The following is a 20,607-nucleotide window of genomic DNA, read 5'->3' on the forward strand; positions in this document are numbered from 1 at the left end:
AGGCGATGATTCAAAAGTGAATAGAACCAGGCCGTTCGATTCTATTTTTCCAAAAATACAAATTGGTATAATATTTGCATACCTAGATCAAGCGCGGCACAACAGCAAAGGAGGAAACGTCGATGCAGCATGATTGAATCAGGTTTCGAGGTGTTTGACACATACCAACAGAGGGGGTATCCATATGGCCCAACAGCATAGCAACACCTTGCAAAAAAAGCTGAAACCGCGCCATTTGACGATGATCTCGATTGGCGGAGTAATCGGTGCGGGATTATTCGTCGGCAGCGGTTCCGTAATCAATTCCACAGGTCCGGGTGCCATTCTCTCGTATGCCTTGGCCGGGCTGCTCGTGGTAATGGTCATGCGCATGCTGGGAGAAATGGCCGTCGTCAATCCGGACAGCGGCTCCTTCTCCACCTACGCCCATCAGGCGCTGGGGCCTTGGGCAAGCTATACGATCGGCTGGCTGTACTGGTTTTACTGGGCCATCGTGATTGCCATCGAGGCGACGGCAGGCGGCGCCATCGTTCACGGCTGGATTCCATCCGTGCCGGTCTGGTTGTTGAGTCTCATTCTTACCGTGTTGTTAACCATTACCAACGTGCTGTCCGTGAAGTCCTTCGGCGAATTTGAATACTGGTTCGCCATGATCAAGGTGGTGGCGATCAGCCTGTTCATGTGCATAGGGGCTGCCATTCTGCTCAATCTGGTCCCCGCCATCCCCTCACCGGGATTGACCAACCTCTTGGGACTGGGCGGATTTTTGCCCAATGGCGCTTCGTCCGTATTCGTCGGGATCGTCGTCTGTGTCTTCTCCTTTTTCGGAGCGGAAATAGCGGCCATCGCGGCAGGTGAAACACCCAACCCGGAAAAATCCGTCGTCGTCGCCATCAAAAGCGTTGTCTGGCGCATTCTGCTCTTCTACATCGGCTCTGTCGCCATTCTGGTGATGCTTCTGCCCTGGAATGCCGCCGACCTGTTGAAGAGCCCGTACGTCACGATGCTGGACATGCTCGGCATCCCGGCTGCCGCGCAAATCATGAACGTGGTCGTGCTCGTCTCCGTTCTGTCCTGCTTGAATTCTGCGCTGTACACCAACTCGCGGATGTTGTATTCCCTGGCGCGCAAAGGGAACGCACCGCGCTCCCTCCTGCGGGTGAACAAAAACGGGGTTCCCGTTCGCGCCGTCCTGGCGAGCACCTTTTTCTCCTATCTCTGTGCGATTTTTCACTTTGTGTCTCCGGACAAGATCTTTCTCTTTCTGGTCAACGCGTCCGGCGCCATCGCCATTCTGGTGTACCTGGTCATCGCCGTGTCGCACGTGCGGATCAGAAGAAAACTGGAGAGGGAAAATCCACAGGCCCTCACCCTGAAAATGTGGGCGTTTCCCTATCTCACCTACCTGACGATGGCCGCGATGGTTCTCATTCTGGTGTCGATGCTCTTCCTGGAATCCATGCGATCCCAGCTCTACCTGACGATGCTGATCACCGTTCTCGTCGTCGCCTCCTACTTCCTGTTCAAGCGAAAACCCGCCGATATTACTCTGGAAGCCAGCGAGCAGGAAGCGGGACACGAAAACCAGAGCGCCTCGTAATACCCAGCAAAAATCCGTTAGCGCCCCGAGCGTTAACGGATTTTTTCACGCCAGGCCGCGGCATGCGCACACACCCGGCCCCCACAGAACAAAACAGCCGACACCTGCATGCAGGCATCGGCTCGTCCTCGCTGTGGGTATGAAATTGGCTGGTCGATTGCTACAGGCGATTGAAAATCACCAGTTTGCTTTCCGTCATCTCTTCCACCGCGTACCTGACGCCTTCACGGCCCAACCCGCTTTCCTTGACACCGCCGTACGGCATGTGGTCGACGCGGAAGGTAGGCGTATCGTTGATGATGACACCGCCGACCTGGAGCTTTTCGGCAGCCTCGAACGCCGTGTGCACATTCTCCGTGTAGATGCCCGCCTGCAGCCCGTACCGCGAATCGTTGACCAGTTCGATGGCTTCCTCGACGGATGCGACCTTGTTGATCAACACCACGGGCGCAAACACTTCCTGGCAGGACACTTTCAGCGTCGGCGCCGCGTCCAGAATCACCGTGGGCAGGAGGCAGTTGCCCTCTGCCGTACCGCCGGTCGCCACCCTGGCGCCGTGCTGCACCGCTTCGTCAATCCAGGCCAGGACCCGCTGTACTTCGCGCGGGGCGATCAAGGCGGAGATGTCCGTCTCGGGCAGAAGCGGGTCACCCACTTTCAGCTTCCGGGCGGCCGCGACGAATTTTTCGACAAACTCCTCATACGCCTCCTCGTGGACATAGATGCGCTGCAGCGAAATGCACACCTGCCCCTGGTAGGAAAACGCGCTGGTCACGCAGCGGTTGATAATCTTGTCGATGGTTACGCCCTTGTCGACGATCACGGCCGCGTTGGAGCCCAGTTCCAAGACGACGCGTTTCAACCCGGCCTGGTTGCGAATCGCCTTGCCGACCGCGGCGCTGCCGGTGAAGCTGATCATGCTCACGCGCTCGTCGGTTACGATCTGTTTGCCCACTTCCCCGCTGCCCGTCACGATGTTCAGCGCGCCGTCCGGCAGCCCCGCTTCCTGCAGCAGCTCGGCCAGGAAGAACGCCGACAGCGGCGTCTGCGGGGCCGGTTTCAACACCACGGTATTGCCCGCCGCAATCGCGGGCCCCACCTTGTGGGCGACCAGGTTCATCGGAAAGTTAAAGGGGGTGATCGCTCCTATCACGCCCAGCGGCTCCCGGGTGGTATACGCTACGCGCCCTTCCCCGCCCGGCGCCGCGTCCAGGGGAATCGTCTCCCCGTGGATGCGCTTGGCTTCCTCCGCGGCAAACTTGTACGTCGTGATGGTGCGCTGTATCTCTGCTCTGGCCGTCGTGATCGGTTTGGCCGCTTCCCGCGCGATGATGACCGCCGCTTCTTCCTTTCGGTTCTCCAGCAGGGTCACCAGCTTCTCCAAAATGGCGGCACGCTGGTGCGCCGGCATCTTCGCCATGGTTTTTCGGGCCTGGTACGCCGCCTCAATCGCCCGTTCCACCTCGGCTGCTGTCGCCATCGGAATCTCGGCAATCGTCTCTCCGGAATACGGAGAAAAAAGGGGGGTGTAAGCCGCGGCTTCCACCCATGCTCCGTTGATAAACAATTTCTGCTTCGTCATCTGTGCTCCACTCCCTCATGCGAATTTACGGCGTGACGAGTTCCCCCAGGACTTCTTCGATAATGTCAAGGCCTTCGTCCAACTGCGCATCCGTAATCACCAGCGGCGAGAGAAAACGCAGAACATTGCCGTACAGCCCCGCACTTAACAGAACCAGCCCGCGCTGAATGCACTCCTGCACGATCCGGGCAGTCAGGTCCTTGTCCGGCTCCTTGGTGACCGGATCCTTGACCAGCTCAACCGCACACATGGCTCCCAGACCGCGCACGTCGCCGATTACCGGATACGTCTGCTGCAGGCTGCGGAAGCGCGACATGATGCGTTCCCCGATCGCGTTTGCCCGGTCCGGAATGTTTTCCCGTTCAAACATCTCAATCACTTTCAAGGCCGCCACGCATCCGAGCGGGCTGCCGGCATAGGTGCCTCCCACTTCGCCGGGGTTGGGCGCGTCCATGATTTCCGCCCGCCCGGTCACGGCGCTGATCGGAATGCCGGCCGCGATGGACTTCGACATCGTCATGAGATCCGGCACGACGTCAAAATGCTCCATGGCAAACATCTTTCCGGTACGGCCGAAGCCGGTTTGCACCTCATCGGCGATGAACAAAATCCCGTGCGCTTCGCAGATGCGTTTTACCCCTTGGACGAAGGTTTTGGAGGGAACCACAAACCCGCCTTCCCCCTGCACCGGCTCCATGATAATCGCAGCCACGTCTTCAGCCGGCACTTCAGTCAGGAAAAAGGTCTCCAGCCGCTGCAGAAGCTGCCGGTCCAGTTCGTCGGGGGTCAACCCGTCGGCGCGGTAGTAGTACGGGTAGCTCATCTTGTAGGTGTCGGGGGCAAACGGCCCGAAACCGTACTTGTACGGCTTTACCTTGCTGGTGAGCGACATGCCGAGCAGCGTGCGGCCGTGGAAGCCCCGTTCAAAGGAGATGATCGCTTTGCGGCCGGTGTACTTCCGGGCGATCTTCACCGCGTTTTCCACCGCTTCCGCCCCGCTGTTCAGAAACATGGTTTTCTTTTCATGCGAACCCGGGGTGATCTGGTTCAGCTTCTCGGCCAACTGTACATACGATTCGTACATGAACACATTGAAGCCGGTGTGAATGAACCGGTCCAACTGCTCCTTGAGCGCAGCCACAACGGTGGGGGGACAGTGCCCGGCGTTCAGCGTTCCGATCGCCCCTGCAAAATCGATAAAGGTATTGCCGTCGACATCCGTAATCAGCGCACCTTCCGCCCGATCCGCGAACGAATACACCGTATGGGAAAGGCCGCGCGTCACGTTCTTGTCCCGTTTTTCCAGGATTTCCCTGGCTTTCGGACCGGGGATGGCCGTGTTCACTTTGACAAAGGTTCGGGTGGTGGTCTTCATGGTAAACCCTCCTCGGAAGTTCGTTTCTGTCACGATTTTACCTTAGCAAGGATCGTGCCAACCCGAAAGCATGGGGGCGAACGGCTGTCGACACCGTGCCATCCTGCCGGTTATTCAAAAATGAATGACCGTTATTCAATGCTGCCGGTGTCCCCGGTGCCGTTCGTAAAACCTGCGCCGGAAGCGTATTCTGATGTGCCGTCAAAAAAACCTTAGCCGGCTGATACCGGACTAAGGTTTCGTCTCCTGCTTCCTGTTTCGGCTGATTTTCTGAAACCGCCTGCTGAGTGTGGGCTGGCTTACTTCCAGCACCTCGGCCACCTTCGTAATCGTCTTGTACTTGGCCAGGGCCAACTGGATGAGCTGCGATTCCGTCAGCTCCACCGCTTCCTTCAGCGGGATAATCCGGTTGACCTGGACGGGAGGCTGATCCTTCTCCGCCCGATGGCTCAGAATGCTGGTCAGTTCATTCGCGGTAATCAGGTTTCCGGGGGAGATCACCATCGCCCGTTCGATCACGTTTTGCAGTTGTCTCACGTTTCCCGGCCAGTGGTACGCGTTCAACATGTCGATGGCGTCCTCGGAAAAATACTTGCGGGTCGAAAACTTTTTGTTGAATTTCTCCAGAAACGCGTAGACGAGCGGCTCCACATCCTCGATCCGCTCCCGCAGCGCCGGGATGTACAGGGGAATCACGTGCAGGCGGTAGTACAGGTCTTCCCGGAACTGCCCGCGCTGCACCATCTCCTCCAGATTTTTGTTGGTGGCGGCGATGATCCTCACATCGACGGGAATCGGACGGGTTCCTCCCACCTTCAGGATTTCCCTTTCCTGCAGGGCCCGAAGCAGCTTCACCTGCAGGTTGAGCGGCATCTCGGCAATCTCGTCCAGGAACAGGGTTCCTTCGTGCGCCAGCTCAAACAAGCCCTTTTTCCCCTGCAGGCTGGCACCGGAAAAGGCTCCCTTTTCATACCCGAACAATTCGCTCTCCAGGAGGTTTTCCGGAATGGCCCCGCAGTTGATTTTGACGAACGGCTTCTCCCGTCTTGCGCTGCTGTTGTGAATGGCATTGGCGATCAGCTCTTTTCCCACGCCCGATTCGCCGTACAGAATCACGGTCGATTCCACAAGCGCGATCCTCTTCACCTGCTCCATCACCCGGGCCATGGCCTCCGACCGGTAAATCACCTCGTTTACGGCAACGAACTGGTGATTTCTCAGCTCATCGATTTCTTCCTTGTATTTTTGGGTCAGGCTCTTGGCTCGCTGCAGCTCGTTTTTCAACTCGGTCACTTCGGTAATATCCCGCGACGCGATGACAATTCTCTCCAACTGCCGTTTCTTGTTGAAGATCGGGTTGCCGACCGCCAGGATTTTGCGTCCGAAGCGATTTTGCTGCACGATGGAAATCTTGCGCTTTTCCTCCAGCACCTTGCGCGTGACGGACGGCTTGAACCAGCCTTTTTCCTCCAGGTCGAGGATGTTCTTGCCCACCACCGTGGACAGGTGAACCCCCCATAAATTGTTCGCGCTGCGATTGGACACGCGCAGGATCGTCCCTGTCGCGTCTACGACCAGGATTTCATCGTAGATGGAATCCACGATCGCTTCCAGGTCTTTTGTCAATTCCGTCACATCCTGTGACAGCTTTCGTTTCATCAGGACGTTTTCCATCGTCACCGCGTCCAGCCAGCCAATGATCTCCCCCCGCTCGTTCTGGATGAGCCAGAAGGACGCCTGGTCGGGCCGCTGCTGAAACAGCGCTTCTTCGTCCACCACGGCAAAGGATTCGCTGCAGGCCAGCTCTGTAGTTCCCTTCCCGAGCTGCAGGAGGAGTCCGTGCGCGTCGCACACGCCCACGATTTCCCCGCGGCTGCGCACGACCAACAGGCGAGCCCCGCTGCTGTGGACCTGTTTCAGGGCTTCCTCGACGGTAACGGGATGTTCCACGATCACAAAATCGTCGTATATCGCTGCCATACGCTCCACAGTCATCTTCCTTGTGATCCAAAATGAACGTGCTCGTTTCGTCCGCCGTCCGATGGTGTCCCGATTACGTGCGGCAGAAAGGAGCACCTTGTAGATGAAGTCTACCACAAAGCGTTCAAAAGGCCAAAGCGTTCCTTTCCACAAAAAAAATCCTCCCTTCCATTCGCAAGGGAAGAAAAGGGAGGCCGGGTGGACTGGGTTCAAATCTCTAACTCACCAAGTCGAACGAGTTCGACTACTGCTTGAGATCGACCTTTGACACCTAATTTCTGCATGACATTGCTGATGTGATTGCGTACGGTCTTTTCGCTGATGAAGAGTTGTCCGGCAATCTCTTTCGTCGTCTTATCCTGGACCAAGAGTTCAAACACTTCTCTTTCTCGATTTGTCAACAACGGCTTGGTTTGGTCGCTACCCTTCAATCGTGCCACCCCTCCTTGTGGGCTCTACAGGAACAAGGTTGAGGGATTACAGAGTCACCTTATCCTATGTAGGGGGGTGGGTGGTGGTGCCGGAATTACAGGGATTTTAGGCTTTTGCCTTACATCTTATTCAGAAAATGGGCGATGGGTTCCGGGGGAGTGACTGGGGAGCGGAAAAGGCCTCCAACAAATTAAAATACGCCCTCGGCTTGGAAGTCTTGTGCTGGGCAGAAGGCGTTTCCGATCAGGCGTTGTAACCAGTTTCCCGCCAATAGGCAGTCCACTTCGATCACGGTTTCTGAAGCATAACCTCACCCGATTGAAACGAAAGGGTAATTCTCTTGCCAGCCTCATCCTGAGAGATGTGAATGATCTTGTCCGCATCACTTACTTCCACGAACATTTCACCATCTGCTTGAAAAGACGCTTCATTGTCAGTCACCTCAACTGACCATCCCTCAGGTTGAGCGAGGTTCGGTATCGCCCGGGGTTGCCATTGCTCTTCACGCAATGTCCACGTGGCGAGAAAAATAGGGTGTGGTTTCTCTACGGTCAGGTAGCCGGTTAGACCAATGAATAGCCCATCTTTCGCTTTGGTCACGACAAAATCGTTGGTGGTTTCCGCTCCTTGTTCGATCAGGGGTTGCGCATGCACCTTACCGTTTGCGTCTTTCCATTGGACAAAGGTCCAGTTTCGCTCTAATGTCCCCAACAGCTCGGGTAGGCCGGCATAGTGAACGATCCGAAAGCAGGTTCCATTTTCCACTTTTGTCTTGACCACGATTTGCTGATCAAGTTTTTGTGTAAGATCCTCGTCTAAGTATGCCATGCTTCCTTCGGATTGAAGAAACGATTCCACCCCTTTCAGAAACGATTCGAGCGCTTGCGAGCGTTCGTCAGTGGAGCGATTTGTGTCGCCAATCGTACTCAACATTCCCTTCAACTCACGCAGCGCTTGTTCAAGCTGCTGAGTGTGCCCTTGAGAAGGTTCCTTGCCCGGTTCCTCGACAGGTTTAGGCACTGGTGTTATCGTCTGGGCAGTCGGCTCTGGTTTCGCAGCCGCAACTTTGGTAACCGAGTTATCATGCACCGGTTGGGAAGCTTGTTTTTGAGCGCATCCCGCCAAGAGACCTGCCAGAATAAAGGCGACAAGCCAGAATTGTTTAGGAGCTGCCATGATGAACCCGCCTAGTTCCCAATTTTTCCCAGCAGATATCATTATAGAATACCTTCAATGGTGAAAAAAGATTATCGCTTGATTTTGCGGTCCGACAGGCCATATTGTTTCGCCAGATCATACTTCTTCCCGTGGACGGTGCCTCCCCCATTGATAATAGTCATTTTGCGGCTGAGTACGTCATCACGCCAGCGCGGATTGGACGCATCGGCAACTTCCTTGGCGATTATACGCATTTTTTCAATGTCGCTCAGCTTTTTACCTCTGATTTGCCGTTCGATTTCTTTTGCCGCTGAATTTTTGATTCCGCCGTTTTGCACCGCAATATCGAAGGCCAGCGCCAGGTGCTTCCTTCGAACGATTCGGTTATACTCCCCGTTTTTTCTTTGCAACCTCAAGGGCGGCAGATTGTTCAGATTGTCCGGTTTGTGCGTACACTCCAGAAGTAGTGTCTAAAGTGACTCGATTTGGTAATTTAATTATCTAGTCGAGAGGAATTTACACACAAATATGGACTTGATCTTTTTTCCATCCCTTTCACTGTAAATAACGAAGGATGAAGCGGAACATGTGACAGCCAGCATAAAAAATTCCACGGCGGTTGTAATCCGTTTGGTTAAGATCCCCAGTATTCCTCTCCGCCAAGCAAAAAGCCGCCCGACCGGTATCGAGCGGCTTTCCTGTTTGCTTGACACTATCATCGTACCATCGCGAAACGAAAAAGGTGTATCGTTCCTGTCTCAAAAACGGATCACATCTGTCTCGCCCTCTCCGCTCAGATATACGGCGTGCGCTGGTACGTCTCGCGGAAGTGATCGCGCAGGCCCTTGGCGAGCAGGGAAAACGACCCGACGGCAAACATGAAGGCGGCCAGCGGAATGGCGAAAACCCAGGGGGTGTTGCTGTAGACAAAGCCGCGGTAGGAGCCGAGCAGGCCGGCCCACTCATGCGTCATGGAGTGGAAGAGAACCGGGTCGTAGGTCATCTTCGTGCCGCCGATGAACAGGTCAAACATGCCCAACAGCCCCATCAGTGTCATCACGGCCACCGTCTCCGTCACCAGGATGACGATCACCTGTTCTTTGATGTGCGGCAGGACGTGGCGAAACAAGATTTGCTCCCGTCCCGCTCCCATGGAAACGGCGGCCAGCACAAACTGCGTCTCTTTGATTTGCTCCGTCTTCTGCCGGATGGACGAAGCGACGCTGGGCACTCCCAGCACCGCCGCTGCGCCGATAAACAGCGCGACCAGGGTGGAGGTGGGCAGCTCCGGATTGATGCTGACCCCTCGCAGCAAAAAATAGACCGGGATGAACAGCGGCAGGTAGCTCCAGGCGTTTTCCACCGACAGCCACCAGCGCTGCGGCTTGTCCTGGATGCCGATGTACAGGCCGACCAGCGTGCCGAGCAGCACCCGGAGCAGGGCGACGGCCAACGTGACGAAAATCGTGTACGGCGCCCCGTGAAGCAGCAGCGTCAGCAGGTCGTAGCCCCACTTGTCCGTTCCCAGCCAGTGCTCCGCGGACGGCGCAAGCGGCGGCATGACGATCACCGTTTTGCCGTTCACCGTCTCGCTGTGCAGCTTTTCCTGAAAATCCAGCTCGTACGGAGCGATGTGCGGCCCGACGATGCCCAGCACCACGAGAAACGACACCAGGACCGCCCCGATCCGCAATGGCCAATTGGTTCGACGTATCTGCATGACAAAACCTCACTCGTGTGCATCTAAACGCTCATTTGTAGACGAACGCCCGCTCAAACAGGTACAGGATGGCCCGGATCAGCACATAGACGAGGATGGAGAGCAAAACGATGCTCATCAGCCCCATCACGGCCGCGTTGAACTCAAAGCCGCCGTCCTTGCTGAAAATGAACCGGGTCAAGCCGACGACGTTCAGCAGGTATTCGACGACAAACAGGTTGGCCACCGTGATCGCGATCGTCTTTTTCAGGTCGGCCACCAGGAACGGTTTGACGTTCTTGTAGACGTGGTGGACGAGAATGTGCCAGATGCCCATTCCTTTGGCCAGCGCCGTGCGGATGTAGTCCTCTCCCCCGATCTGGGCGTACTTCAGGCTGACTCCCTTCATCAGGAAGATGGTGGGCCCGATGGCCAGGATGGTCAGGGGAAACCAGTTGTTGTCCGCGTCGCTGAAGGGCGAGAGCGTGATAATGCGGATGCCGGTCCACTTGTAAAACTGGATGGCGGCCAGGATGGCCAGCATGATGAGGACGAAGTCGGGCACGGTGGCGATGACGTCCAGCGCCCGCTGCAGTTGGCGAACAGCCCCGAACCGCTGCAGGAACAGCCCGAACAAAAGACTGGCGGCGACCGCGATCAGGACGCTGAAAAACAGCAGTTCAAACGTGCTCAGCGCAAACGGCCCGATGTCCTGGGCGATGCTGCGCTCCGTATTCCCCACCCAGTACGTGCCGAGCGAACCGTCGGCGATCTGCTCCAGCAAATACACCGTGCGGACGATCACGTTTTCCGGGGAAACGTGCACCTCGTCCTTGTCGGTGTAGAGCATGAACGGCGCGCCGCAGACGGCGACCACGAGCAGAAACATCCCGATCAACTGCCTGACGTAGGACAAGCGGATCAGTCCTCCTTCCTATTTCCAACAATACACGATCTGGAAGAAATCAGCCAGACAATCGCGAGTTTTCTCAAAATTCCGGTTGTCCCTGGAGAACGCCCGCCGGGCCGCGGCGTGAAAAAGGCGTGCCGCCTCCTGACGCACGCCTTCCCCCCCTATTTCACCACGATGACCTGTATCTCCATCCGCCCCATGTCGCTCAGATCCAGCGGGGCCGACAGCGCCGGGCCGCTCACCGCCAGCATGTCACGGTGCTGAATCAACTGCGGCGGCGTGATGTCAATTTCGACGCCCTGGCTGTACAGAATCGTGCTGGCGTTGCCGGAGATCATGTTGCCCAGTTCGGAAATCGCGCTTTTTCCCAGCTCGTCCAGTTCACTGACGGGAAAACCGCCCATCATGGCCGAGACGATTCGCAGCGCGAGGTCGTTGTGCAGGCCGAAGAAGACGTGGCCTTCCAGATGGCCGGTCATGCCGATGCGAATCCAGGTATGGTCGTCCCGGTAGTCCCACTCAGTCACGGCCAGTTCTCCCCGCGTGACGGTCACGTTGCAAAACTGTTGAATGACCGCGGAGGCCGACTCCAGAAACGGATTGAGGTATTGGACGTTCATGATCGTTCCATTCCTTTCCCGGGCAAAATCTTCCTGTTTGTGCCCATTATAATGTCGAAATTTGACAGTTACAAGAGATTTGCAAAAAAATTGTAATGCTTTAGTCCCGGATAACGAGAACACCAGGAAAGAGGTCCCTGATCTCGGCGGCGGTATCCGTCCGCTCCGTGTAGATCCGCACGCACGCACGCACATCCAGCACCTCCACCCCCACCTCGTGACGGCTGAGCTGCCACAGCGGCCCCTCCAGCCGTTCAAAGGCAAACACCGTATCGCCAAAGGAGAGACACTCCCGGACGCACCGCTCCGGCGGATAGTCCGGTCCCGCCTCCAGCAGGTGGACGGGTTCGAGGCCGAACTGCTGCAGCAGATGAAGCCGGTCGGCCAACTGGTCGCCCCGTTTGCGCGAAACGCTGCGGCGCGGCGAGAGCAGCGGATACGCCTCCCGTACATATTCCCACTTGATGCCGTGAAAAAACATGGAAATCTCCTCCTAACCCAGAAACGCTCCCGCGGCAATCCCCGCTATGCCGGCATGGGCGCGGAAGCGGTTCCCTTGCAGCGAAAAAAGGATGTCACAAAGACATCCTTTATCCGCCTTTCCCGACGACGGTGATCTCGCCGTGGGCCTCCCGTCCCAGTGCGTCGGTGGCCACCACCGTCAGTTTCTGCTTGCCTTCCCGGACGCCGTCCAGCAGCACGCGAAACTCGCCCCGGTCGTTCACGTCCGCCGGGACCCGGCGATCGCCGTAGACGATCTGCAGCCGGACGACGCCCGCAGCCGTCACTTTTCCGGAGACGGGAACGGATGCCCCGACGCGGGCTTCCAGGCTGTTATGTTCCAGTTTCAGCGTCGGAGCAGGCAGCGCTCGCGCCGTGTAGGTGAGCCGCTGCTCCCCGTGATGCAGCACCAGCGAACCGGCATGGGCGTCGACGTACGCATAGATCACCAGCGAGGATTGGTTGCCGGCCCCGTCCTTGCCTTCCAGCAGGATGCGGTTTTCCCCGTGCTTCAGGGGCAGCGTGTGCGTGAACTGCTTCCAGACCGGCTTTTCCAACTGGTCTTCTTCCCAGCTTGCGACGATCTGCCCGTTGACGCTGGCCTGCCCCTTGTACGTCAGGTCGCGGTAGTGGAAGCGGATCGGGACGAGCATGCGCTTGGTGCCTACATCGTACAGAATGTCTTCGGAGCCGTCGTTTGCCAACTGCAGGAGTGGCGGAGCCGTGTCCACGATGACCCGCTGCGTAAACTGCCGGGTGTTGCCGTACATGTCGCTCGCGCTGTACGAGACGTAGTTCAGTCCCTCCGGCAGGCGCAGGACGGTGTGAAACGCTCCGTCCGCCTCCACCTCCACCGGGGTTTTGTTGATGACGAGCCGCACGCGGTCCAGCATGTCTTCCCCACTGATCCGTCCGCTGATCGCCACTTCCGGCTGGCGGGAAATCAGCACGTAGCGGAACAGGTCGTTGGGGAACTGAACATACGGCGGGACGACGTCGCTCTTCCCGTTGAGGTGGACGATACTGAAGTTGCCGGCGTAATCGTAGGCGACCAGCGTGACCTTTTTGTCCGGCTGGCTGACCACCGTGCCGGTGACGTTGGCCGAGTATGGTCCTCCCGTCTTTTTCCCGCCCACGTACAAGAGGTAGCCCTGCACATCCTTGTCCCTCGTGCTCCACTGGACGCGGTTGCCCGACAGGGAAGCGGTCACGGCGGGCGCTTTGGTATCCACCCGGACGGGCAGGGTCAGCGTCTGCCAGTTGGCGTTGCGCCCGTCGATTTTGGCCCGGACGACGAACTGGTAGGCGCCGTCCGGCACCGGCTCGTACGTGCCTTTTTCCGGGGAGTACGCCCTGCCGTCCCAGCTCCACTCCTCCCGTTCCGTGTAGTAATAGGGAATGCCCAGCTTGGACTGGTCGTACTTGCTCACCTTTTCGTCGCGGACCAGCGAGCGGATCGGTTTGCCCGTGCTGTCCGTCACGTCCACCATGACCTGCCGGGCGTTGCGCAAAAAGGTGATCGACGGGGCGGCCGTGTCGTAGTGGCCGTCGCCGTTGGGAGAGAACGCGATCTTCGCCGGGTCCACCTGGACCGTCCCGTCTTCGCTCACCCCGACGACTCCCAGGTAATCGCGGTATTTCCACTTGTCGTTTTCCTTGTCGTGATACCAGGCTGTCTTCACGCCGGTTCGCTTTTCCTGGCTGGCTTCCTCCCACATGGGGGAGTCCATCACCCGCGGCTCGTCCCAATCGCCGTAAAAGCCGTAGTACGGTACGCGCAGGACGGGCTCGTCGCCATTCACCGGCTCAAAGGCGATAAACCCTTCGGCAAAGAGGTTGCGCGCCGTCTCCGGGGGAATGTGCAGCGTCACCTTGACCTCCGCCCGCTCGCCCGGCCGGACGGTCACCTGCTGGCTGGAAAATTGCAGCCGCGCCCCTTTCAGCGGGGTTTCCGTCAGCAGGTTGAGCCCGTTCTGACGCAGGTCGGTCAGCACGCCGAACTCGTCCTTGATCCGGTAGGTGAGCGGCTTTTTCCCGAACTTGTTGTCCACGAAGAGCGAAAACGTCGTCCGGGCGCCGATCTCCCCGAGCGAAACGCCCGCCTTTCCTTTGGCATCGGTGACAATCGCCGGCGTCTTGATCGCCTTGGCGATCTGCAGCAGCCCTGCTCCCTGGACGCGCGGGCTGTACGGCAGCTTTCCCGGACGGCTGCCGTCGGAAACGGCAGCGATTTCGCGCGGGTCGAGGACGGGAGCGGCCGTATTCATCGCGGCGGCCTTCAGCGTCTCCACCAGCGCCCGCCCTTGCAGGCTGCGCCCCTGCTTCAGATACGCCTGCTTGATGAGCGCCATCCCTCCCGCGACGTGCGGGGTCGCCATTGACGTGCCGCTTTTGACCGCGTAGTCCGACTCCCGCACCGTCGACAAGATCCCTCCGCCCGGTGCGGCAATCTCCGGCTTGAACTGCAAATCGGGCGTCGGTCCCCAGGAGGAAAAGGCGGAGATGGTGCCCCCGTCCGGATACGGCATCGGATTTTGCGCGTACTGGCCGTCGAAGCTGATCGTAACCTTTTTGCCTTTTTTCAGCGCCTGGGCCAGCCGCTCGCCCGTCTGCTTCAAAATGGATACCGCGGGAATCTGTTTGGCGTTCTCCGCGCTGATGATCAGCGGCCCCGACTGGTTGTTGTAGATGATCACGCCGGCCGCTCCCGCTTCCCGGGCCAGCCGCAGCTTCTCGTCAAAAGGGATGTCGCCCCGCTCCAGGAGCACCACTTTTCCCTTGACGGAGACATTGTAATCTTCCTTTTTCCCCTTGCCCATGTAGATCAGCTCGTACGGTTTGATCAAGGCCTGGACGGGGTTGATCACGCTGCCCCCGGCGGCGTGGCCGTGCAGGTAGACCACCCGCTCCAGCCCGGGAACCCCCTGTACGGAAAAGCTGTAGCCGGCCAGGGCCGTCGCATTGACCGACGCGACGGAGAAGGCGTCCGGCGCCAGACCGGGAGAGCCGATCATGGAGACATCGGGATTTTGCGCCTTTACCTTGTCGCTGCCAAAGTAGGCGTCGTTGCCCGCCGCCGCCACCACGATCACGCCGCTGTCCACCGCCCGCTTGACGGCAAATTGCTCCGTGTTGGTCTCGTCCACGTACCCGGCGGATGAGCCGAGGCTCAGGTTGATCACATCCGCTTTTTTCGCGATCGAATCGTTGATCGCAAACAGGATCGATTCGCTCAATCCCGGCACTTCCCCCTGGTAATTGCTGAACACTTTCTGGCTCAGCAGTTGGGCTTCGGGCGCCACGCCCTTCAGCTTCCCGTTGGCGGCCACGATCCCGGCGACGTGCACGCCGTGCTGCGATTCGCCCACGTCCTCGGTCGTCTGGTTGCGGTCTGCCCAGTTGTAGCCGGAGATGACCTTTTGCGTCGAACCGGACTTTTGCTGGGCAAGCCGCTTGTCACGCGGCGCAGGCAGATCGGGGTGCCTGCCGTTGATGCCGGTGTCAATCACCGCCACCAGCATGCCTTCCCCTTTGACGCCGGCTTCCTGCCACGCTTTCGGCGCCTCGATCATCTCCAGCCCGGAGGCAGGGGGCTGTGCCACCTGTTCACCCTGCAGCACATGCTCCGCCGCGTTCCACTCGTCTGCACCGGCAGCATGAATCCCGCCGCGCTCCGGTTGAGGCAGAGCCGCCTTCGCCTGCCAATGGGCATCGCGAAGATCCTGACGCACCTGTTTGGCAAAAGCGGCATCCTGCCCGCGTTGGTTGGCCTCTGCCTTCCACATCTCCACCGTCTGCGCCGGAAGCAGGGATAGCGCCATCCCGATGCACAAGATCCGTTTTTTCATCGTCTGCCCCCCAAAAAACATCCATTTCCTTCAGTTTTCCTTTGAAGGGAGATTCGTATTCCCATAAATCGGATGGCCGCGCAGATTGACAAATGGATTCACGCACTTTATATTTAAATACGTTAAATATTAATCCCGATAAATTTTAACGGCAGGAAATGAAGAGCCGGCGATGATGGAAGGTGTGCATCATGGATCAGAAGGACTTGGATCAAGCGATCGAGCGGCTTCAGATCGCCTTTTCCACGACGATGAGAAAACTGGGACCGGAACTGGCGGAATCGTCCGCGGATCTGACCGGCCCGCAGTTTTACATCCTGAGTCTTCTCTCCAAAAAGGGACCGCGTTCGGTGACCGAACTGGCGGACAACATGTGCGTCAAACCGAGCGCGATCACGGCGATGGTGGACCGGCTGCTGAAGCACGGATTCGTCCAGCGCGACCGGGACGAGCACGACCGCCGCGTCGTGACCATCCGGTTGACCGAACAGGGGGCGGCCATTCTGCAGCAGGCCCAACGGAAGCGAAAAGAGGTTGTCCAACGCTATCTGCGCCATCTGACCCCGGATGAGCTGGACGCGCTCGTCCGCCTTTTCGAAAAGCTGGCCCGCATCGCAACACATGAGAAGGAGTGACATCTTATGCAGGAACAACAAGAAAAACGAGGACTTCTCATTGTCGGACTGTTAGTGGCAATGTTGTTTGCGTCTCTGGACAATACGATTGTGGGAACCGCCATGCCGCGCATCGTCGGCGAACTGGGCGGCTTGGGGGTCATGACCTGGCTGACCACGGCCTACATGCTGACCTCCACGGCCGTCGTGCCGATCACCGGCAAATTGGCCGACTTGATCGGCCGCAAAGTGGTCTATGTGACCGGCTTGATTCTTTTCATGGCCGGTTCCGTTCTCTGCGGGGCCGCCCAGACGATGAACCAGCTCATCGTCTTCCGCGCGATCCAGGGCATCGGCGGCGGCATCATGATGCCGATGGCGATGATTATCGTCGGCGATCTGTTTACCGGCGAGCAGCGGGCCAAATGGCAGGGGGTCTTTGGCGCCGTCTTCGGACTCTCCTCCATTCTGGGGCCGCAGGTTGGCGGCTGGATCGTCGACACGCTGAACTGGCGATGGGTCTTTTACATCAATCTGCCGGTCGGCATTCTCGCCGTCATCCTGATTGCGCTGGCACTCAAATCGCAGCGGATCAGCGGACCGGTCAACATCGACATCTGGGGCATGTTCACCATGACCGGCGGCGTCGTCAGCCTGCTTCTCGCCCTGACGTTTGGCGGAAAGGACTTCCCCTGGACGTCGTGGCAGATCCTCTCGCTGTTCGGTCTGTCGGCCGCGTTTCTGACCGCTTTCGTGATCGTGGAGTCGAGAACGGCCGAGCCGATTCTGCCGCTGCATCTGTTTCGGAACAAAACCTTCACGCTGCTGAACGGTATCGGGTTTCTCATGTCGGTCGGGATGTTTGGCGCCATCATGTTCGTACCGCTGTTCATGCAGGGCATTGTCGGCATCAGCCCGTCCGAGTCCGGGACCATCATGGTGCCGATGATGCTGGCCATGATGCTGACCAGCATCGCGGGAGGCCGGATCGTAAAGAAAATCGGCGTCCGCACACAGATGCTGATCGGGATGATCACGATGGCGGCCGGCTTCTGGCTGCTGTCCACGATGGTCGTAACCACCTCCAAATGGGAAGCGATGTCGTACATGATCGTGCTGGGACTGGGGATCGGGCTGGTGATGCCGCTGATTACCATCGCGCTGCAGGAATCCTTCCCCAAATCGGAACGGGGAGTCGTCACATCCTCGAGCCAGTTCTTCCGTCAAATCGGCGGAACGTTTGGCATGACCGTTCTGGGAGCGGTCATGAACCATCGCTCGACCGCCCTGCTGACGCATGACCTCATGCCCCGTTTGGAAAAACTGCCGCAGCAGGCTCACGGCATGGCGGAGCAGTTTTCCGCGATGATTCAGACAAACCCGCAGGGCCTGTACTCCATGCTGCTGAGCCCGGAAGCGCTGGCCTCCATTCCGGCCGGCATCCGGCAGATCCTGCTGCCGATTCTCAAGACGGACATGGTCGCCTCGCTCCATGAGGTGTATCTCGTCGGGCTCGTCTTTATCCTGGCGGGGGCCGTGCTCGCCATGATGCTCGGCAAAATCAAGCTGTCCCCTCCGGAGCAAAAGGCGTCCGCTCAAAAAGCCGCGTAAACATCGCGCGGCGCTCGTCCGGAAAAAGGCACGATCATCGATCCAGGCAGACGCCAAACATGCAGACAGGCGTGCAAACCGTTACCGTGGTTTGCACGCCTGTTGTCGTCTGTTATCCCCTGCACGAGAAATCAGGAGAAGAAGAATTTCTTCAGAGCGTATTTGGTCGTCTCTTTGTTCATGTGAGCGATGGAAGTGGTCAGCGGAATGCCTTTTGGACAGGCTTGCACGCAGTTTTGCGAGTTTCCGCAGTCGGCGATGCCGCCGTCTTCCAGCAGCGCTTCCAGACGCTCGTGCTTGTTCATCGCACCTGTCGGGTGCTGGTTGAACAGACGCACCTGGGAGATGGCGAACGGACCGATGAACGCCGATTTTTCGTTGACGTTCGGACACGCTTCCAGGCAGACGCCGCAGGTCATGCACTTGGACAGTTCGTACGCCCATTGGCGTTCCACTTCCGGCATCCGCGGACCCGGACCCAGGTCGTGGGTACCGTCGATCGGAATCCATGCCTTGACGCGTTTCAGTGCGTCAAACATGCGGCTGCGGTCAACGGACAGGTCGCGCTGAACCGGGAAGGTGCTCATCGGTTCCAGACGGATCGGCTGCTCCAGCTTGTCGATCAGAGCGGAACACGCCTGGCGCGGTCTGCCGTTAATCACCATGGAGCACGCGCCGCACACTTCCTCCAGGCAGTTGGATTCCCAGTTGACCGGCGTCGTTTTTTGGCCTTGCGCGTTCACCGGATTGCGCTGGATTTCCATCAACGCCGAGATCACGTTCATGTTCGGGCGGTACGGAACCTTGAATTCTTCCTTGTACGGAGTGCTGTCAGGGCTGTCTTGACGGGTGATAATCAGGTGGACAAACTTTTCGGCCATGATCAGTTCCCTCCCCTCTTACTTCTTCTTCTTGTCGGACGTGTAGTCCCGCTTACGCGGCGGAATCAGCGATACATCCACGTCTTCGTAGTAGATCTCCGGCGCGGTGGTCTCCGGATTGTATTTGGCCATCGTCGTTTTCAGGAACTTCTCGTCGTTGCGCTCCGGGAACTCCGGTTTGTAGTGAGCGCCGCGGCTTTCGTCGCGCATCAGCGCACTGATCGTGATTACGCGGGCAAGCACCAGCATGTTCCACAGGTGACGGGTGAAGGCTGCGCCGGAGTTGCTCCACTTGCTCGTGTCGTTGATGTTGATCCGCTTGTAGCGCTCCATCAGTTCCTGGATCTTTTCGTCCGTCTTCTTCAGGCGGTCGTTGTAGCGCACGACGGTCACGTTGTCGGTCATCCACTCGCCCAGTTCCTTGTGCAGGAGGTACGCGTTCTCGGTGCCGTCCATCTTGAGAATGTTGTCGTATTTCTCCTGTTCTTTCTTCGTGTAGCTGTCGTACAGCGTGGAGGGCAGAACGTCGCAGGACTGCTCCAGGCCGTTCATGTACTCGATTGCCTTCGGACCTGCCACCATGCCGCCGTAGATCGCGGAAAGCAGGGAGTTGGCGCCGAGGCGGTTCGCACCGTGCTGGGAGTAGTCGCACTCACCCGCAGCGAACAGACCCGGGATGTTGGTCATCTGGTTGTAGTCTACCCACATGCCGCCCATCGAGTAGTGCACGGCCGGGAAGATTTTCATCGGTACCTTGCGCGGGTCCTCGCCCACGAACTTCTCGTAGATCTCGATAATGCCGCCCAGTTTGACGTCCAGCTCTTTCGGGTCTTTGTGGGACAGGTCGAGATACACCATGTTTTCGCCGTTGATGCCCAGCTTCAGATCCACGCAGACGTGGAAGATTTCGCGGGTGGCAATGTCGCGCGGCACCAGGTTGCCGTAGGCCGGGTACTTTTCTTCGAGGAAGTACCACGGTTTGCCGTCCTTGTAGGTCCAGACGCGTCCGCCTTCACCGCGAGCCGACTCGGACATCAGGCGCAGCTTGTCGTCGCCCGGGATGGCGGTCGGGTGAATCTGGATCATTTCGCCGTTGGCGTAAATGACGCCCTGCTGGTATGCCGCAGATGCCGCGGTACCGGTGTTGATGATCGAGTTGGTCGATTTGCCGAAGATGATGCCGGGTCCCCCGGTCGCCAGGATGACGGCGTCGGCGCGGAAGGATTGGATCTCGCCGTTGCGCAGGTTCTGCGCCGTGATCCCCCGACAGGTGCCGGCGTCGTCCAAAACAACTCCAAGGAAGTCCCAGTATTCGTACTTGGTCACGAGACCTTCCGTTTCAAAGCGGCGCACTTGCTCGTCCAGCGCGTAGAGGAGCTGCTGCCCGGTCGTTGCGCCGGCAAACGCGGTACGGTGATGCTTGGTCCCCCCGAAACGGCGGAAGTCCAAGAGACCCTCCGGCGTACGGTTGAACATGACGCCCATCCGGTCCAGCATGTAGATGATGCCCGGAGCCGCGTCGCACATCGCTTTAACAGGCGGTTGGTTCGCCAGGAAGTCGCCGCCGTAAATGGTATCGTCGAAGTGCTCCCAGGTGGAGTCGCCTTCCCCTTTGGTGTTCACCGCGCCGTTGATGCCGCCCTGTGCACAGACGGAGTGGGAACGCTTAACCGGAACCAGGGAGAACAACTGTACGGGAACGCCCTTTTCTGCTGCTTTGATGGTAGCCATTAATCCGGCAAGGCCGCCACCGACAATGATCAGTTTACCTTTTGCCATGAATGAGTCCCCCT

The 20,607-nt window shown here is 58.3% G+C and carries 16 protein-coding genes; 3 read left to right on the top strand and 13 right to left on the bottom strand.

Annotated elements, in window-relative coordinates; all coding sequences use genetic code 11:
- The first annotated feature begins 184 nt into the window (after positions 1-184).
- Entirely contained in the window at positions 185-1,600 is a 1,416-nt protein-coding gene (locus A6764_RS17085) for an amino acid permease (protein ID WP_065068085.1), read from the top strand.
- 160 nt (positions 1,601-1,760) lie between these two features.
- On the opposite strand, the gene A6764_RS17090 is transcribed toward A6764_RS17085, so the two are convergent.
- The 11 genes from A6764_RS17090 to A6764_RS22275 all read right to left on the bottom strand — a co-directional run bounded on the left by A6764_RS17090 (position 1,761) and on the right by A6764_RS22275 (position 15,708).
- Entirely contained in the window at positions 1,761-3,182 is a 1,422-nt protein-coding gene (locus A6764_RS17090) for an aldehyde dehydrogenase family protein (RefSeq protein ID WP_065068084.1), read from the bottom strand.
- A gap of 25 nt (positions 3,183-3,207) precedes the next feature.
- On the bottom strand, positions 3,208-4,557 hold the full coding sequence (gene gabT, locus A6764_RS17095) for a 4-aminobutyrate--2-oxoglutarate transaminase (RefSeq protein ID WP_065068083.1): 1,350 nt from the start codon (positions 4,555-4,557) through the stop codon (positions 3,208-3,210).
- 231 nt (positions 4,558-4,788) lie between these two features.
- Positions 4,789-6,537 carry a sigma-54 interaction domain-containing protein gene (locus A6764_RS17100; RefSeq protein ID WP_255309771.1) on the bottom strand — a complete coding sequence of 583 codons (1,749 nt, stop codon included), beginning with the start codon at positions 6,535-6,537 and terminating at the stop codon, positions 4,789-4,791.
- A 209-nt stretch (positions 6,538-6,746) separates the two neighbouring features.
- Complete coding sequence (locus A6764_RS17105) at positions 6,747-6,968, bottom strand: helix-turn-helix domain-containing protein (protein ID WP_003387736.1); 222 nt, start codon at positions 6,966-6,968, stop codon at positions 6,747-6,749.
- A 289-nt stretch (positions 6,969-7,257) separates the two neighbouring features.
- Positions 7,258-8,145, bottom strand: coding sequence for a hypothetical protein (locus A6764_RS17110; RefSeq protein ID WP_141669782.1), 888 nt, complete (start codon positions 8,143-8,145; stop codon positions 7,258-7,260).
- Positions 8,146-8,216: 71 nt separating this feature from the next.
- The gene (locus A6764_RS17115; RefSeq protein ID WP_141669781.1) at positions 8,217-8,537 is read right to left on the bottom strand and encodes a hypothetical protein; all 321 of its coding nucleotides are present in this window, start codon (positions 8,535-8,537) and stop codon (positions 8,217-8,219) included.
- Between the two features lie 383 nt (positions 8,538-8,920).
- Complete coding sequence (locus A6764_RS17120; RefSeq protein ID WP_065068080.1) at positions 8,921-9,847, bottom strand: ABC transporter permease; 927 nt, start codon at positions 9,845-9,847, stop codon at positions 8,921-8,923.
- Between the two features lie 31 nt (positions 9,848-9,878).
- On the bottom strand, positions 9,879-10,742 hold the full coding sequence (locus tag A6764_RS17125; RefSeq protein ID WP_065068079.1) for an ABC transporter permease subunit: 864 nt from the start codon (positions 10,740-10,742) through the stop codon (positions 9,879-9,881).
- A 158-nt stretch (positions 10,743-10,900) separates the two neighbouring features.
- Positions 10,901-11,359, bottom strand: a complete 459-nt coding sequence (locus A6764_RS17130) for a chemotaxis protein CheX (RefSeq protein WP_029097586.1) — start codon at positions 11,357-11,359, stop codon at positions 10,901-10,903.
- Between the two features lie 100 nt (positions 11,360-11,459).
- On the bottom strand, positions 11,460-11,840 hold the full coding sequence (locus tag A6764_RS17135) for a hypothetical protein (RefSeq protein ID WP_029097587.1): 381 nt from the start codon (positions 11,838-11,840) through the stop codon (positions 11,460-11,462).
- Between the two features lie 109 nt (positions 11,841-11,949).
- On the bottom strand, positions 11,950-15,708 hold the full coding sequence (locus tag A6764_RS22275; protein ID WP_065068089.1) for a S8 family serine peptidase: 3,759 nt from the start codon (positions 15,706-15,708) through the stop codon (positions 11,950-11,952).
- Positions 15,709-15,899: 191 nt separating this feature from the next.
- Here A6764_RS22275 and A6764_RS17150 point away from each other — a divergent pair, with 191 nt between their 5' ends.
- Entirely contained in the window at positions 15,900-16,343 is a 444-nt protein-coding gene (locus tag A6764_RS17150; RefSeq protein ID WP_035300435.1) for a MarR family winged helix-turn-helix transcriptional regulator, read from the top strand.
- 6 nt (positions 16,344-16,349) lie between these two features.
- A complete protein-coding gene (locus A6764_RS17155) occupies positions 16,350-17,933 on the top strand; it encodes an MDR family MFS transporter (RefSeq protein ID WP_065068078.1) in 1,584 nt (527 codons plus the stop codon).
- A 131-nt stretch (positions 17,934-18,064) separates the two neighbouring features.
- Here the strand turns inward: A6764_RS17155 and sdhB are convergent, their stop codons facing one another.
- Together sdhB and sdhA are read right to left on the bottom strand one after the other, a co-directional pair.
- The gene (sdhB, locus tag A6764_RS17160) at positions 18,065-18,814 is read right to left on the bottom strand and encodes a succinate dehydrogenase iron-sulfur subunit (protein WP_044897495.1); all 750 of its coding nucleotides are present in this window, start codon (positions 18,812-18,814) and stop codon (positions 18,065-18,067) included.
- A gap of 18 nt (positions 18,815-18,832) precedes the next feature.
- The gene (gene sdhA / locus A6764_RS17165) at positions 18,833-20,593 is read right to left on the bottom strand and encodes a succinate dehydrogenase flavoprotein subunit (RefSeq protein WP_029097592.1); all 1,761 of its coding nucleotides are present in this window, start codon (positions 20,591-20,593) and stop codon (positions 18,833-18,835) included.
- Positions 20,594-20,607 lie beyond the last annotated feature (14 nt).

This window comes from Brevibacillus sp. WF146 (assembly GCF_001673705.2).
Taxonomy (GTDB): domain Bacteria; phylum Bacillota; class Bacilli; order Brevibacillales; family Brevibacillaceae; genus Brevibacillus; species Brevibacillus thermoruber.